At 70.5% G+C, this 15,603-nt stretch carries 13 protein-coding genes; 8 read left to right on the top strand and 5 right to left on the bottom strand.

What is annotated here, in order from left to right; genetic code table 11:
* Positions 1-6: 6 nt before the first annotated feature.
* The 4 genes from ACZZZB_RS05850 to ACZZZB_RS05835 form a co-directional block, all read right to left on the bottom strand.
* Entirely contained in the window at positions 7-837 is an 831-nt protein-coding gene (locus ACZZZB_RS05850) for an energy-coupling factor transporter transmembrane component T family protein (protein ID WP_463529182.1), read from the bottom strand.
* Complete coding sequence (locus tag ACZZZB_RS05845) at positions 834-2,585, bottom strand: ABC transporter ATP-binding protein (RefSeq protein ID WP_463529181.1); 1,752 nt, start codon at positions 2,583-2,585, stop codon at positions 834-836. Before ACZZZB_RS05845 ends, ACZZZB_RS05850 begins: the two co-directional genes overlap by 4 nt.
* Positions 2,586-3,167, bottom strand: coding sequence for an ECF transporter S component (locus ACZZZB_RS05840; RefSeq protein WP_463529180.1), 582 nt, complete (start codon positions 3,165-3,167; stop codon positions 2,586-2,588).
* Between the two features lie 113 nt (positions 3,168-3,280).
* Complete coding sequence (locus ACZZZB_RS05835) at positions 3,281-4,231, bottom strand: pirin family protein (RefSeq protein WP_463529179.1); 951 nt, start codon at positions 4,229-4,231, stop codon at positions 3,281-3,283.
* 118 nt (positions 4,232-4,349) lie between these two features.
* Here ACZZZB_RS05835 and ACZZZB_RS05830 point away from each other — a divergent pair, with 118 nt between their 5' ends.
* The 5 genes from ACZZZB_RS05830 (at position 4,350) to ACZZZB_RS05810 (ending at position 8,265) form a co-directional block, all read left to right on the top strand.
* On the top strand, positions 4,350-5,468 hold the full coding sequence (locus ACZZZB_RS05830; protein WP_079705105.1) for an AI-2E family transporter: 1,119 nt from the start codon (positions 4,350-4,352) through the stop codon (positions 5,466-5,468).
* A gap of 47 nt (positions 5,469-5,515) precedes the next feature.
* A complete protein-coding gene (locus tag ACZZZB_RS05825) occupies positions 5,516-5,959 on the top strand; it encodes a DUF3592 domain-containing protein (RefSeq protein ID WP_159877764.1) in 444 nt (147 codons plus the stop codon).
* A 122-nt stretch (positions 5,960-6,081) separates the two neighbouring features.
* Positions 6,082-6,696, top strand: a complete 615-nt coding sequence (locus ACZZZB_RS05820) for a hypothetical protein (RefSeq protein ID WP_463529178.1) — start codon at positions 6,082-6,084, stop codon at positions 6,694-6,696.
* Positions 6,697-6,841: 145 nt separating this feature from the next.
* Positions 6,842-7,609 (top strand): YcnI family copper-binding membrane protein, encoded by a 768-nt coding sequence (locus tag ACZZZB_RS05815; RefSeq protein WP_463529177.1) that lies wholly within the window; start codon positions 6,842-6,844, stop codon positions 7,607-7,609.
* A complete protein-coding gene (locus ACZZZB_RS05810; protein ID WP_463529176.1) occupies positions 7,609-8,265 on the top strand; it encodes a copper resistance CopC family protein in 657 nt (218 codons plus the stop codon). Before ACZZZB_RS05815 ends, ACZZZB_RS05810 begins: the two co-directional genes overlap by 1 nt.
* Before the next feature lie 1,149 nt (positions 8,266-9,414).
* Here the strand turns inward: ACZZZB_RS05810 and ACZZZB_RS05805 are convergent.
* Positions 9,415-10,071, bottom strand: coding sequence for a fasciclin domain-containing protein (locus ACZZZB_RS05805; RefSeq protein ID WP_192004570.1), 657 nt, complete (start codon positions 10,069-10,071; stop codon positions 9,415-9,417).
* A 208-nt stretch (positions 10,072-10,279) separates the two neighbouring features.
* Between ACZZZB_RS05805 and recQ the strand changes: the two genes are divergently transcribed.
* The 3 genes from recQ to ypfJ all read left to right on the top strand — a co-directional run bounded on the left by recQ (position 10,280) and on the right by ypfJ (position 15,504).
* Positions 10,280-12,283, top strand: a complete 2,004-nt coding sequence (gene recQ, locus ACZZZB_RS05800) for a DNA helicase RecQ (protein ID WP_463529175.1) — start codon at positions 10,280-10,282, stop codon at positions 12,281-12,283.
* 161 nt (positions 12,284-12,444) lie between these two features.
* Positions 12,445-14,526, top strand: coding sequence for an acyl-CoA dehydrogenase family protein (locus tag ACZZZB_RS05795; protein ID WP_463529174.1), 2,082 nt, complete (start codon positions 12,445-12,447; stop codon positions 14,524-14,526).
* A 90-nt stretch (positions 14,527-14,616) separates the two neighbouring features.
* Positions 14,617-15,504, top strand: a complete 888-nt coding sequence (gene ypfJ, locus ACZZZB_RS05790) for a KPN_02809 family neutral zinc metallopeptidase (RefSeq protein WP_086474588.1) — start codon at positions 14,617-14,619, stop codon at positions 15,502-15,504.
* The last annotated feature ends 99 nt before the right edge of the window (positions 15,505-15,603 follow it).

Below are 15,603 nucleotides of genomic sequence, written 5' to 3'. Positions count from 1 at the left end.
GGACGATCAGTTCCGGATGACGGGACCCGGACCCGCGGCGAGACCCCACCACAGGAGGGCGGCGCTTACGAGCCAGAAGGCGACCATGAAGCACCAGTCGCGGGTGCGGAAGGGGATGCGGGTCCGCTCCGTGCGCTGCGTATGGGCGCCGAACGCGCGGGAGTCCATGGCGAGCGCGACCCGCTCCGCGTGACGGATGGCACCGGCCAGCAGCGGCACGACGGTGCCGCCGGCGCGGCGGACCGCGGCGATCGGTCCGCGACCCTCGGCCATGCCGCGGACGCGGTGGGCGGAACGGATCACCTCCAGTTCGTGCCCGAACCGCGGCACGAACCGGTAGGCGGCGAGCGCCGTGTACCCGATTCGGTAGGGCACGTGCAGCTGCTGGATCATCGCGCGGACGAACTCCGGGCCGGTCGAGGTGAGGCCGCCGATGCAGGCGAGGACGAGGAGGGCCGCGAGCCGCAGTGCCGTCGCGAGGCCGACGAGCAGCGCCCCGAGGAAGAACCGGTAATCGCCGACCTGGAACAGCAGGACGGACTGGTCGACGCGGCTCGGGTCGGTCCACAGGCCGAAGCTGAACGACATGATCGCGACGATGAGCGGCAGTGCCACGAAGAGCAGGAGGGCGACCGTCCGCGTGAGGCTGGCCCCGACGAGGATGACGACGACCGCGAGGGCGATGAAGAGCGCCGGCGTGACCGGGTCCCTCGTGAACGCGAGCAGGATCATCACCGGGAGCGGGGCACCGAGCTTCGCGAGCGGGTTCAACCGGTACAGGAATCGACCGGCCGGTGCCGTGCCCGAGGCGTACGGGTCGATCGTCGAGGCGCTCATCGGGCGGCCGCCCCGGGCAGGTCGTCGAGTCTCGACAGATGCCGCCAGTCGGGGTGGTTCGCCAGCGAGCGCATCGCCTGGGCGAGCGGTGGTGGCCGGAGCCCCGCGCGGTGCAGGAGCTCGTCGTCGCCGAGGACCGCGGCGGTCGTGTCGTGGGCGAGTAGGCGACCGCCGGCCATCACCGCGACGTGACTCGCGTGATCGGCGACGAGTTGGAGGTCGTGGGTCACGACGAGGACTGTGGTGCCCTGCGCGTTGAGTCCGGCGAGGAGGTCCAGGAGCTCGTTCGCCCGCGCCCGGTCCTGACCGAAGGTCGGTTCGTCGAGCGCGAGCACCGGAGCTCCGGCGATGAGGGCGCTCCCGACGGACAGTCGGCGCTTCTGGCCGCCGGAGAGGAGGAACGGATGCACGTCGCGGGCGGATGCCAGGCCGAACCGCCGCAGCAGGTCGTCGACGCGCCGCTCGATCCCGGTGTCGTCGACGCCCCGGATCCGCAGGCCGTGCGCGAGTTCGTCGTGGACGGTGTGGGCGATGAACTGGTGCTCGGGGTTCTGGAAGACGAAGCCGATGTGCGCCGCGATCGTCCGGACGTCGCTGCGCGCCGGGTCGATCCCGCCGACGTCGATGCGGCCGCGGGGTGGCCGAACCACCCCGGCGATCGCCTGGAGCAGGGTCGTCTTGCCGGCACCGTTCGTCCCGATCACCGCGAGGAAGTCGCCCGTCCCGACCTCGAGGCTCACCTCGTGGAGGATCGGGGTGCGCCAGCGGCCCCGACCGCGTTCGACGCTGAGCCGGTCGACGCGGACCGCGACCGGTCCCTCGGCGGTGACCGGCGCGACGGCTACCGTCGGCGGCGGCGTCGGCAGCGCGATCGCGTCGAGTGCGGCGGTCAACTCGGCGGGTGTCAGGGGGAGGTCCGGCAACGCGACACCGGCCGACCGCAGACGCAGCGCGGCGAGCGTCGCGACGGGAAGCCAGACACCCATGGCGAGGAGCTCGTCGAGGTGTCCGAGCAGGACGTCGCGGGTCGGGCCGTCGAAGGCGAGCCGCCCGTCGCGATCGAGGACGACGACCCGGTCGACGAGGTCGATGGCGGCGTCGAGGTTGTGCTCGACGAGCAGGATCGCGTGCCGCTTCCCGGCGCCGTCCGGTCCGGAGACGAGTGAACGGAGGGCGGCGTAGACCTCCTCGATCCCGGCCGGATCGAGGTTCGCCGTCGGCTCGTCGAGGACGAGGAGGTCGCTCCCCATGGCCAGGGCGCAGGCGATCGCGAGTCGCTGTCGGCCTCCGCCCGAGAGTCGGTCGGGGTTCTCGGTCCGGCGCTCCCAGAGACCGACCTGCCGAAGTGCCCGTTCAGCGCGGGACAGCACCTCCTCGACGGGGAGCAGGAGGTTCTCCGGGCCGAAGCACACCTCGTCGAGGACCGTTCCGGTGACGATCTGCGCGTCGGGGTCCTGGAACACCATCGCCACGTGCTCGCTCAGCTGCGCGACCGTCGAGGTTGACGTGTCGAGCCCGCCGGTGATCACGGCACCCTCGAACTCGGCCGGGACGGCGTGGGGGACGAGGCCGTTGAGGGCCAGCGCGAGCGTCGACTTCCCCGAGCCGCTCGGCCCGAGCAGGAGGACCACCTCACCGGGTGCCGCCTGGAACGACACGTCGTCCGGGGTCCACTCCTCGCGCTCGTCGTGACGGATGCGCACCCGCCGGACGACGGTGGCGGGGTGCGTCGGCGGTACGGGGTCCACTCAGGCCCGCGTGCCGGCCGAGCCGCGGTCGCGCTGCAGGGGTTTCGCGATGGACCGCCCCACACCGGCTCTCGCGAGCGCCGCTGCCACCGCCCGTCCGAGCGCAGTGAAGGCGATCGGGCTGAGCACGAAGAGCATGATGTAGACCGTCTGGGCGAGGGGCGCGAAGTGCTCGATCCCGAGGACGACGAGCACGGAGCCACCGAAGACGAGTCCCGCGATGCCCGCTGCCAGGTAGAAGACCCAGGCCCTCCAGACGCGGTAACGCGACACGGCGAAGGGGATCTCCTGCAGGAGCCCGATCGCGAGACCGGTGCCGAAGTAGCGGAAGAACCACTGCGGGCTGAACGCCGCGGAGACGAGGCCGGCGGTGAGCCCGGTCATGAGGGCCACGCCACCTCGTCGGAGGAGCGCCTGCGAGACGACGCCCGGCAGGAAGTACACGCCGATGATGAGGCCGTAGAGCACGGGGGCGGTCGCGGAGATCGTGCCGCCGACGTACCCGGAGACGACGAAGACGAGGCCGCCGCCGACGCCGATGGCGGCGCAGGTCAGCAGCAGTCGCGTACTCAGACGTTGCATGAGCCCACCTTCACGAGCAGCCGATCTCCTGAGGACAGCCTATCCTTTATCAGCCCGTCGAGACGCCGACGGACACCGCTCGGAACGGGGTCCGGAGCGCCCGATCCCGGCGGTCAGATCGAGCGTCGGCGCGGGGTCAGACGGACGTTCGGCAACGGCGGCGCCGGGATGCGGTCCGTACCGTGGCCGGCGACCGAACCGAAGCGCGGCGACCCCGCCTCCCAGTCCTCCCGGGCGGACGCGATGTCCTCGTGGCTGCGACCGACGAAGTTCCACCACATGACCAGCTCCTCCGGGAACGGCGTCCCTCCGAGGAGTACGAAGCGGGCGCCGCTCGCGCTCCGGAGCTCGAGGCGGTCGCACCCGGGCGCCAGGTAGAGCAACGGGCCGGAGCCGAGTTCGACGCCGCCGACCTCAAGCGCCCCGTCGAGCACGAGGACGCCGTGCTCGAAGGCCGGATCCACCGGCACCTCGACGACGGTGTCGGCCTCGAGCGTCACGTCGGCACCGAGCAGGGGCGAATGGACGGTCGCGGTCGACGTCACGCCGCCCAGCGTGCCGACGAGGACGGTCGCCTCCAATCCTGGAGCGCGGTGGACGGGCAGGTCCGTGTGCTGCTCGAACGCGGCCGGCACCTGGGCGGCGGCCTCCGGGAGCGCCACCCACAGCTGGAGGCCGTGCATGGCGGCCGCCTCCTCGCCCACCGAGAACTCGGAGTGCGACACGCCTCGACCGCTCGTCATGAGGTTGAGCTCGCCCGGGCGGACGACCACGTCGCTGCCCACGCTGTCGCGGTGGCGGATGTCGCCGACGAGCGGCCACGTCACGGTCTGCAGGCCGGTGTGCGGATGCGGCAGCACGCGCATCAGTGAGCGGTCCTCGTCGAAGCGGTCGAGGAAGCACCAGGCGCCGATCATCGGCAGCTCGTGCTGCGGGAGGGTGCGATGGACGCTCAGGCCGCGGACACCGCCGAGGGGGACCTCGCGGGCCTCGAGGAGTCTCGTCCCGGATCCGTCAGGTGCGTGGCAGACGCTGGGGACCGGGTCGGCGTCGAGTCTCGTCATGAGCGCCTCCTTATCACGGACAACGCTACTCCCGCTTGGCCTGACCTCGGCCCGCACCGACGTGGTTGACTGGGCGCGGGGCCCGTCCGGCTCCGCCGCTGCCGAGATTGGGGATCCCATGGGCCTGTTCGACAAGCATGAGGACGCACCGGAACCGCTCGCCCGCGGCCTCTGGCACGACCGCATCGGCACGTTCGCGACCCGGAGCATCCAGACGCTCGCCATCGTCGCGGTCGCCGCGCTGATCGTCTTCGCGCTGACCCAGCTCTCCCTCGTGATGATTCCCGTCGTCATCGCACTCATCCTCGCCTCGGCGATCTACCCGCTCATGCGGTGGATGCGGTCGAAGGGGCTCCCGTCGATCCTCGCCACCTGGATCGCCCTCGTCTCGATCCTCGTCGTCCTCGGCGGCATCGGATGGCTCATCGTCTGGGCCGTTCGCAGCCAGTGGGACGACCTCGTCGACTCCGCCTCGAAGGGCTTCGGGCAGCTGCAGGACTGGCTCGGCACCCTGCCGTTCGACATCGACGAGAAGCAGATCGAGGACGCCAAGCAGACCGCGGTCGACTTCCTCACCTCCAGCCAGTTCGGCAGCGGGGCGCTCGCCGGCGTCTCCGCGACGGCGAGCTTCCTCACCGGCCTGGTGCTCATGGTCGTCGTCCTGTTCTTCTTCCTCAAGGACGGACCGCGGCTCTGGGAGTTCCTGCTCCGTCCCTTCACCGGAACCGCGTACGACCGCGCCAAGCGCATCGGCGGCAAGACGGTGGACACCCTCGGCGGGTACGTGCGCGGCACCGCCACGATCGCGGCCGTCGACGCGATCGGCATCGGCATCGGCCTCGCGATCATCGGGGTCCCGCTCGCGCTGCCGCTCAGCGTCATCGTGTTCCTGACCGCCTTCATCCCGATCGTCGGTGCGACCGCCGCCGGCATCCTCGCGGCCCTCGTCGCGCTCGTCGCCAACGGTCCGGTCGCCGCCCTCATCGTCGTCGGCATCGTCGTGCTCGTGAACCAGCTCGAGGGCAACTTCCTCCAGCCCGTCGTCATGGCACGCTCGCTCAAGCTGCACGCCCTCGTCGTCCTCCTCGCCCTGACCGCCGGCACCATCCTCGGCGGCATCGTCGGCGCGGTCCTCGCCGTCCCGATCGCCGCGGTCGCGTGGGGCATCATCGGCGTCTGGAACGGTCCGGACCAGCCCGCCGAGCCCATGCGGCAGAAGCGACCCGAGTCCGTCTGAGCGAGGCCGTCCGGGTCGTGGGTCCGCCCGCCGGATAGCATGTGATCGTGGACCCCCACGATCTCCTGGGCCTCGTCTTCGAGGTCTTCACCTGGATCGGCTTCGGCAGCGCCGTCGTCGTGCTGCTCGTCATGCTCATCGCGCGGGCCGCGGACGGCAGCTGGGTGGAGACGCACGGGGTCATCGTGGACCTGCCGGAGGACGCGGGCGGCGGGGACGTCGATCGAGGTCCGGGGCGCGAGGTCCGCTGGATGACCGAGGCGGCCGAGCTGTACTCACGACCCGTCACGGATGCGGAGTTCGACGCCCTGCGCGACCCCGAGGAGCCGAACGTCTTCTACGCCCGCCGGGAACCGTCGCGCGCACGCTTCCGCCGGACGGCCGATCACACGAGGGCACTCCGCCTGCTCTTCGGCGTGACCTTCGGCATCGGCGTCGTCTGCTCCATCGCCTCGATCGTGCTGCTGTTCGTCGCCGACACCGGGGCCTGACCACCCGCTCCTCGGTCCCTGAGCACCCCTCCCGGTCCCTGAGCCTGTCGAAGGGCGACGCTCGGGTAGGCTGTGAACACGAGCGTCGACACCTGGTCCGCTCGCTCTCCCGGAGGCATCGCATGACGGAACGGTGGGCCCGTGTCGCCCGCGGCACCGCCGCAGCCGCGTTCGCCACCTTCGCCGCCGCCCTCTCGCACACGATCGGCGGGGCCGCCGCACCGTCCGCGTTCGTGCTCCTGGTCGGTGGCACCTTCGCCGTCCTGGTCTGCGTCCTCCTCGCCGGCCGCCGCATCACCGCACTCGGGGTCGTCGCCTCCGTGCTCGTGAGCCAGCTCGGCTACCACGCGCTCTTCACCCTCGTCCCGAGCACCGTCAGTGCCACGGTCGCATCCGGCGGTACGACCGGCCCCGCCGACTGGCACCGGCACGGGGTCGTCGAACTCGCGACCGGCGGCGTCACCGCGGCGCACACCCACGGCGACACCACGATGTGGGCCGCGCACCTTGTCGCGGCCGTCGCGACCATCGCAGCCATCCTGTTCGCCGAACGCGCGACGCTCGCAGCACTCGCCGCCCTGACCGTCCGGATCCTCGCCCGCCGCGCGGCACCGACGCACCTCGTCCCCGCGCCCCGCCGGGTGCGCTGGGTCAGGGTCAACCGACGTCCCCGCAACCTCGGGGTGGTCCTGCTCCACCTGCGACACCGCGGTCCGCCGGCGCTCGCCGCAGCCTGACCGACGCACCACCCTCCGACCGGGACGGGTGCCGTGCGTGGCCGGGTCGGCCCCGACGCAGCAGCACCCTTCGGCGCGCCATCCGGCGTGAGCCACCCCCCTTTCCGCACGCTCGACGCCGTGCGGATCAGTCGACAGGACGATCATGAACCCAACCACCCCCCGCCCGACCTTCCGCAAGCCCGCCGTGCTCGGTGCCGTCGCCATCGGCGCCGGAGCACTCCTCGCGGTCGGCGCACCGCTCGCCGCCAGCGCCCACGTCAGCGTCACGCCGACCTCCACCGCTGCCGGCTCCTACACGGTGCTGAGCTTCGCCGTCGGTCACGGCTGCGACGGCTCGCCCACGACGAGCCTCTCCTTCGAGATCCCCGAGGAGATCAACGCCGTGACGCCGACGGTCAACCCGAACTGGACCATCGACAAGCAGATGGCCCCGCTCGCGAAGCCCATCACCGACAGTCACGGTGAGCAGCTCGCCGAGCGCGTCGGCACGGTCGTCTACACGGCCAAGACGCCCCTCGCCGACGGCTACCGCGACACCGTCTCCTTCCAGGTCCAGCTGCCGGCCGACGCCGAGGGCAAGACCCTCGTCTTCCCGGTGACGCAGACGTGCGAGGTCGGCCAGACCGACTGGACCGACGTCGCGAAGGACGGTCAGACCGAGGACGACCTCGAGTCGCCGGCGCCCGTCGTCGTCGTGACCGCTGCCGAGGCCGGCGACCACCACGGTGGCGCTGCCATGGACGACGACGGTGACGGCGACCACACCGAGGCCGCTGCCTCGACCGACGCCGGCACCACCGACGTGCTGGGCCGCGTGCTCGGCATCGCCGGTCTCGTCGTCGGTGCCGCCGGCATCGTGATCGCTGCCTCCGCACGCCGCGCAGCCTCCGACGCGAAGCGCCAGGCCTGATGACGGTCTCCCGTCGTCGCCGTCTCGTCGGCACCGCTGCGACCGCGTTCCTCGCGGTCGCAGCGGTGCTCGCCGTGGCCCAGCCGGCCTCAGCGCACAACAGCATCATCTCGACGACGCCGGCCGAGGGTTCGACGATCACGGAGCAGCCGGAGCAGCTCGTCATCACGACGAACGACAACCTGCTCGACCTCGGGGAAGCCGGCCAGTCCAACCAGATCCAGGTGACCGGTCCCGGCGACGAGCGGCTCTACTACGGCACCGCGTGCGCAGCGGTGAACGGACCTGCGCTCGTCATGCCGCTGCAGCTCGGGCAAGCCGGCGAGTACACCGTCGTCTGGCAGCTCGTCTCGACCGACGGCCACCCGCTGTCGGGCAGCTACACCTTCGAGTGGGCGCCGGCCGAGGGCCAGGAACTCGCCGCGGGGAGTGCGAAGCCCGCGTGCGCGACGAGCGGTGCCTCCACGGTCGAGCCTTCATCGGAGGCGGGCGGTGTCGAGCCGGAGTCGTCCTCTGGCGGGCTCAGTGGCGATGTGTGGTGGATCGTCGGCGCGATCGGCGTCGTCCTGATCGCCGGCATCGGCGTGCTGCTCGTGACCCGGCGGAAGCCGGAGCCCATCTCGGACGACCAGGGCACGGACACCTCCGCGCCCTGAGCCGCACCCCGTCCGGTCCCTGAGCCGCACCCCGCCCGGTCCCTGAGCCGGCACCCCGTGCGTTCTCTGAGCGCCACCCCGTTCGGTCCCTGAGCTTGTCGAAGGGCGGTCCGGTCGATGGTGTCCTCGGATGGCGAGGTGCTTCGTGGGCACTTCGACAGGCTCAGTGACCGGGTGAGGTGCCATGCTTCGGTCCCTGAGCTTGTCGAAGGGCGGTCCGGGCGATGGTGTCCTCGGATGGCGAGGTGCTTCGTGGGCACTTCGACAGGCTCAGTGACCGGGGGAGGTGCCATGCCTCGGTCCCTGAGCTTGTCGAAGGGCGGTCCGGGCGATGGTGCTGTCGGCTGGCGAGGTGCTTCGGGGGCACGTCGACAGGCTCAGTGACCGGGGGAGGTGCCATGCTTCGGTCCCTGAGCTTGTCGAAGGGCGGTCCGGGCGATGGTGCTGTCGGCTGGCGAGGTGCTTCGGGGGCACGTCGACAGGCTCAGTGACCGGGTGAGGTGCCATGCCTCGGTCCCTGAGCTTGTCGAAGGGCGGTCCGGTCGATGGTGTCCTCGGATGGCGAGGTGCTTCGGGGGCACGTCGACAGGCTCAGTGACCGGGTGAGGTGCCATGCTTCGGTCCCTGAGCTTGTCGAAGGGCGGTCCGGTCGATGGTGCTGTCGGATGGCGAGGTGCTTCGTGGGCACTTCGACAGGCTCAGTGACCGGGGGAGGTGCCATGCTTCGGTCCCTGAGCTTGTCGAAGGGCGGTCCGGTCGATGGTGTCCTCGGATGGCGAGGTGCTTCGGGGGCACGTCGACAGGCTCAGTGACCGGGTGAGGTGCCATGCTTCGGTCCCTGAGCTTGTCGAAGGGCGGTCCGGGCGATGGTGCTGTCGGATGGCGAGGTGCTTCGTGGGCACTTCGACAGGCTCAGTGACCGGGTGAGGTGCCATGCTTCGGTCCCTGAGCTTGTCGAAGGGCGGTCCGGTCGATGGTGTCCTCGGATGGCGAGGTGCTTCGTGGGCACTTCGACAGGCTCAGTGACCGGGGGAGGATCGGGCGAGCGGGTTCCGGTCCCGACACAACGGAACAGCCCCGCCATCCTGGAGAGGATGACGGGGCTGTTCGATTGTTACCGGTGTAGCGTGCGGGTGAACCCGCGGTCGGCTACTTTGCCGGCGGCATCAGCACCGAGTCGATGAGGTACACGGTCGCGTTGGCGGTCTTGACGCCACCGCAGATGACCTTGGCACCGTTGACGGTGATGTTGTCACCCGAGCCCTCGACCTTGACGGTTCCACCCTCGACGGTGGTCTGCTCACCGTCGATGTCGGACGGAGCGATCTGGCCGGGGACCACGTGGTACGTGAGGATCGAGGTCAGCATCGCGGCACCCTCGGGCGTCTTGAGGCTGTCGATCGTCGCGGCGTCGATCTTCTTGAACGCGTCGTCGACCGGGGCGAAGACGGTGAACTCGGAGCCGTTCAGCGTGTCGACGAGGTTGACGTCGGGGTTCAGCTGGCCGGAGACCGCAGCGGTGAGCGTGGTCAGCAGCGGGTTGTTGGACGCGGCGACGGCGACCGGGTCGGCCGACATGCCGGCGACGGAGCCAGCACCGTCCGGGACGGCGTCAGCGTAGGCGGCGCAGCCCGAGCCGACGAGGTCCGCTGCGGGGTCTGCAGCCATCGACTCGGTGGGAGCGGAGCTCGGCTCCATCGAGGAACCGCTGTCGGAGCTGGAGCCGCTGGAACAGGCTGCGAGGCCGAAGGTCGCGACGGCGGCGAGTGCGAGCACTGCCATGTGGTTTCGCTTGATGGTACGCATGTGATTCTCCTTTGATGAGGTTTGGACCGGTTGTCGAGTGCCTCTCAGAACCGGCCCTCGATGACACTTCGGAGCCCCCACGGGGGTGGTTTGGAAAAAGATCCGATCGCGTGTCGGATGGGGTCGCGCATTAAGAGGAGCGAAATTCTTCGGATCCGTTCCTGTGGAGGGGCACCGGGGTGTCAGCTGCTGCGGCTACGATCGACGGATGAGCTGGAGCACCGAACCCGACTGGATCCCGGACGACGCGGACGCTCCCGACGACTTCGACGCCCCACCGCCCGACGACGCGTACCTCGGCGGTGGTGTCGCGTGGGGGAGTGGAGCGGTCGCGTCCGCTCCAGGCGCTCCGCCCGCAGCGGCTCCGGTGGCCGCCCGTGCGGCCGGCCAGAAGTTCGCCACGGCGCAGGAGGCACTCCACACCGTCTTCGGGTACGACGCGTTCCGCGGCGAGCAGCAGCAGATCATCGAGCAGGTCGCCGGTGGCGGCGACGCGGTCGTCCTCATGCCGACGGGTGGGGGCAAGAGCCTCTGCTACCAGATCCCCGCCCTGCTCCGACCGGGCACCGGCATCGTCGTCTCCCCGCTCATCGCGCTCATGCAGGACCAGGTCGACGCACTCCTCGCCGTCGGCGTCCGTGCCGCGTTCCTCAACTCGACGCAGGATCCCGCTGAGCGTTCGCGGGTCGAACAGGCCTACCTCGCCGGCGAGCTCGACCTCCTCTACGTCGCGCCCGAGCGCCTGAGCTCCGAGGCGACCCGGCGGTTCCTCGGCCAGGGCACCATCGCCCTGCTCGCGATCGACGAGGCGCACTGTGTGTCTCAGTGGGGGCACGACTTCCGCCCCGACTACCTCATGCTCGGCGAGCTCGCCGAACGCTGGCCCGACGTCCCGCGCATCGCGCTCACCGCGACCGCCACCGACGCGACGCACCAGGAGATCACGCAGCGGCTCCATCTCGGCGAGGCGAAGCACTTCGTCTCGAGCTTCGACCGCCCGAACATCCAGTACCGGATCGTCGGCAAGAACGAGGTCCGCAAGCAGCTCGTCGCGTTCGTGAAGGAACAGCCGGCCGGCACCGCCGGGATCGTCTACTGCCTCAGCCGCAAGACGGTGGAGCAGACGGCGCAGCTCCTGCGCGACAACGGGGTGGACGCCGTGGCGTACCACGCCGGACTCGATGCCTCCGTGCGAGCGGCTGCGCAGTCCCGCTTCCTCCGCGAGGACGGTGTCGTGGTCGTCGCGACCATCGCCTTCGGGATGGGCATCGACAAGCCCGACGTCCGGTTCGTCGCCCACGTCGACCTCCCGAAGAGCGTCGAGGGCTACTACCAGGAGACCGGCCGTGCGGGGCGCGACGGCGAGCCGTCCATCGCCTGGCTCGCCTACGGCCTGCAGGACGTCGTCCAGCAGCGGCGCATGATCGCGGAATCACCGGGCGACCTCGCGCACCAGCGCAACCTCAGCGCCCACCTCGACGCGATGCTGGCCCTCTGCGAGACCGTTGACTGCCGCCGGGTCAACCTGCTGCGCTACTTCGGTCAGCCCTCCACGCCGTGCGGCAACTGCGACACCTGCCTCGAACCACCGGTCACCTGGGACGGCACCGTGCCGGCGCAGAAACTCCTCTCGACGATCGTGCGCCTGAAGCGCGAGCGCAACCAGTCCTTCGGCGCGGGGCAGATCATCGACATCCTCCGCGGCAAGCGGACCGACCGCGTCGCCCAGCAGCGGCACGACGAACTCGCGACCTTCGGCATCGGCGAGGACCTCAGCGACCAGGAGTGGCGCGGCGTCGTCCGTCAGTTGCTCGCACGCGACCTCCTGGCCACCGTCGGCGAGTACGGCACGCTCGGCCTCACCGACGGGAGCGCCGAGGTGCTCGCAGGGAACCGAGCGGTGGCCATGCGTCGCGAGCCGGAACGTGCCGCCCGCTCCTCGTCGAGGTCGTCCTCGCGCTCGTCGAGCGCGAACGCCGAGCTCGAGCCGGCCGCGGCCGAGCTGTTCCAGGCCCTGCGTGCCTGGCGCGCCGGGGTGGCGAAGGAGCAGGGCGTCCCCGCCTACATCGTCTTCGGCGACGCGACGCTGCGGGAGGTCGCGACGGCGAAGCCCGACTCGCTCGGTGCGCTCGACGGCATCAGCGGCATCGGTGCGAAGAAGCTCGACGCGTACGGGCAGGCGCTCATCGAGGTCGTCGCCGCCAACGCCTGACGCCGCTCCTGGGAGCGAGCTGCGACAGCTGTGGGGGAGGACCAAGTCGATCGACGACGATCGGGCGGGCCCTTGTCCACATCCCACAGGCGCTTTCACCCATCGTTATGACAGTCCTACCATTGTGGGAGGTTTTCATGGGTGAAAGGCAGGACACAGCGATGGTCGACACAGCGATCCGGACGAGCGTCAGCGGTACGACGGCAGCGACGGTCGAGGTGGCGCCGTCCGACGCGAGGATCGACGTCCCCGCGCTCGCGCACCAGCTGCTCGGCACCTGGCCGGAGGCCCGTCTCGCGTCGCGTGCGCTCGCCGCCAAGCCGGAGATGCAGCGGATCGAGGGCCAGTCGATGGACGACCACCGCGACCGCGTCTTCCACCAGCTGAAGCTCCTCGTCGAGAACGGTCAGGTGCTCAAGGCGTTCCCGAAGCGCCTCGGCGGCGCCGACGACCACGGCGGCAACATCGCCGGGTTCGAGGAGCTCGTCCTCGCCGACCCGTCCCTCCAGATCAAGTCCGGTGTCCAGTGGGGCCTCTTCGGTGCGGCGATCCTGCACCTCGGCACCGAGCCGCACCACGACGCGTTCCTGCCCGGCGCGATGAACCTCGACGTCCCCGGTGCCTTCGCGATGACGGAGTCCGGTCACGGCTCCGACGTCGCCTCGATCGCGACGACCGCGACGTACGACCCGGAGACCCAGGAGTTCGTCATCGACACCCCGTTCCGCGCGGCGTGGAAGGACTACCTCGGCAACGCGGCCGTGCACGGCAAGGCGGCGACCCTGTTCGCGCAGCTCATCACGAACGGCGTGAACCACGGCGTGCACTGCTTCTACGTGCCCATCCGCGACGACGAGGGCGCATTCCTTCCCGGGATCGGCGGCGAAGACGACGGACTGAAGGGTGGGCTCAACGGCATCGACAACGGCCGGCTGCACTTCACCGGCGTCCGCGTGCCGCGCACCAACCTCCTCAACCGCTACGGCGACGTCGCCGAGGACGGCACCTACTCCTCGCCCATCACGAGCCCCGGGCGACGCTTCTTCACCATGCTCGGCACGCTCGTCCAGGGCCGGGTGTCCCTCGACGGAGCCGCGACGTCGGCCTCCGCCCTCGCCCTGCAGATCGCGATCACCTACGGCAGTGAGCGTCGGCAGTTCAACGCGGGCAGCGACACCCAGGAAGAGGTCATCCTCGACTACCAGCGCCACCAGCGCCGGCTCCTGCCGCGCCTCGCGACGACGTACGCGCAGATCTTCGCCCACGACCGACTGCTCGTGAAGTTCGACGAGGTGTTCAGCGGCAAGGCCGACTCGGACGACGACCGTCAGGACCTCGAGACGCTCGCGGCGGCCCTCAAGCCGCTGTCGACCTGGCACGCGCTCGACACGCTCCAGGAGTCGCGGGAGGCCTGCGGTGGCAACGGCTTCCTCGCGGAGAACCGCCTCACCGGCCTGCGCGCCGACCTCGACGTCTACGCGACGTTCGAGGGCGACAACAACGTGCTGCTGCAGCTCGTCGCCAAGCGCCTCCTCACCGACTACAGCCGGAAGTTCGCGAAGGTCGACGCCGGTGCGCTCGCCCGCTACGTCGTCGAGCAGGCGACCGACCGCGCCGTGCACAGCAGCGGACTCCGGAGCCTCGCGCAGACCGTGAAGGACTTCGGGTCCACCGCACGCTCGGTGAGCCAGCTGCGCGACACGAACGTCCAGCGCGAGCTGCTGACCGAGCGCGTCGAGTCGATGATCGCCGAGGTCGCGACGAAGCTGCGCGGCGCGAACAAGCTCTCCAAGCAGGCCGCGTCCGACCTGTTCAACGCACACCAGAACGAACTCATCGAGGCCGCGCGTGCGCACGGCGAGCTCCTCCAGTGGGAGGCGTTCACCGAGGGTGTCGAGCAGATCCAGGACCCCGGCACCAAGCAGGTGCTGACCTGGGTGCACGACCTCTTTGGGCTCTCGCTCATCGAGAAGCACCTCGCCTGGTACCTCATCCACGGGCGCCTCTCCCCGCAGCGCGGCCAGGCCGTCAGCGCGTACGTCGACCGCCTCATCGCCCGGTTGCGTCCGCACGCCCTCGACCTCGTCGAGGCCTTCGGCTTCGCGCCTGAGCATGTGCGCGCACCCATCGCGACCGGCCAGGAGGCGCAGCGCCAGCAGGAGGCCGCCGACTACTTCGCCGAGCTCCGTGCCTCGGGCGACGCTCCCGTCGACGAGAAGACGCTCACGAAGAAGTCCCGCTGACCGCAGCCGGTTGACAGGAGGCATATCGTCGTCGGCGCAAGGGTCCGGCGACGATATGCCTCACCTCGCGCTGCGCGATAGGGTGCCGACATGACGTTCAACGACAACGCCGACATCAGCGGGAACAAGGTCAAGCGACGGGGCCGCACGACCGGCATCGCCGTCGGTGGCGGCGCGGTCGGCGTCATCGTGATCGCCCTCATCTCGCAGTTCCTCGGGGTCGACGTCTCGGGCATCCTCGGCGGCGGCGGCATCGGCGGGGGCCAGCAGGAAGAGAGCCAGCTCTCCGACGAGTGCCAGACCGGTGCCGACGCGAACGCGAACGTCGACTGCCGCATGGGCGGTGCCTACTCGTCGCTCGACGCCTACTGGGCCGAGGAGCTGCCCGCGCTCGGCGTCGACTACACCTCGCCGGCGGACTTCATCATCTTCGACCAGCAGACGAACACGGGTTGCGGCGCCGCCACGAGCGCCACCGGCCCGTTCTACTGCCCGCCGGACCAGACCATCTACATCGACACCAGCTTCTACGCCGAACTGCGCGACCGCTTCGGCGCCTCGGGCGGACCGCTCGCCGAGATGTACGTCGTCGCCCACGAGTGGGGGCACCACATCCAGGCGCTCACCGGCATCATGGACCGCGCCGACCGCAGCGGTACGGGCCCGGCCTCCGATTCCGTGCGCATCGAGGTACAGGCCGACTGCTTCGCCGGCGCGTGGGTCGCCGCCGCGTCCGACACCGAGGACGCGAAGGGGGTCGCCTTCCTGAAGCCCGTGACCCAGCAGGAGATCGACGACGCCCTGAGCGCCGCGGCCGCCGTCGGTGACGACCGCATCCAGGAGGCCGCGACCGGCCAGGTGAACCCCGAGGCGTGGACCCACGGCTCCGCCGAGCAGCGGCAGCGCTGGTTCATGACCGGCTACCAGTCCGGTCCGTCCGCCTGCGACACCTTCTCGGTGTCGGCCGACCAGCTCTAGCCCGCGAGGGGTCCCGAATGGTCGGTTCCGCGTGTGCCGAGCCGGCCATTCGGGACCCCTCGCGAGCTGTGGGGCGATGGGTGCGGCATGCTAGATGAG

The organism is Plantibacter sp. AC185, assembly GCF_979258065.1.
This window is presented reverse-complemented; position numbering and strand designations above follow the sequence as displayed.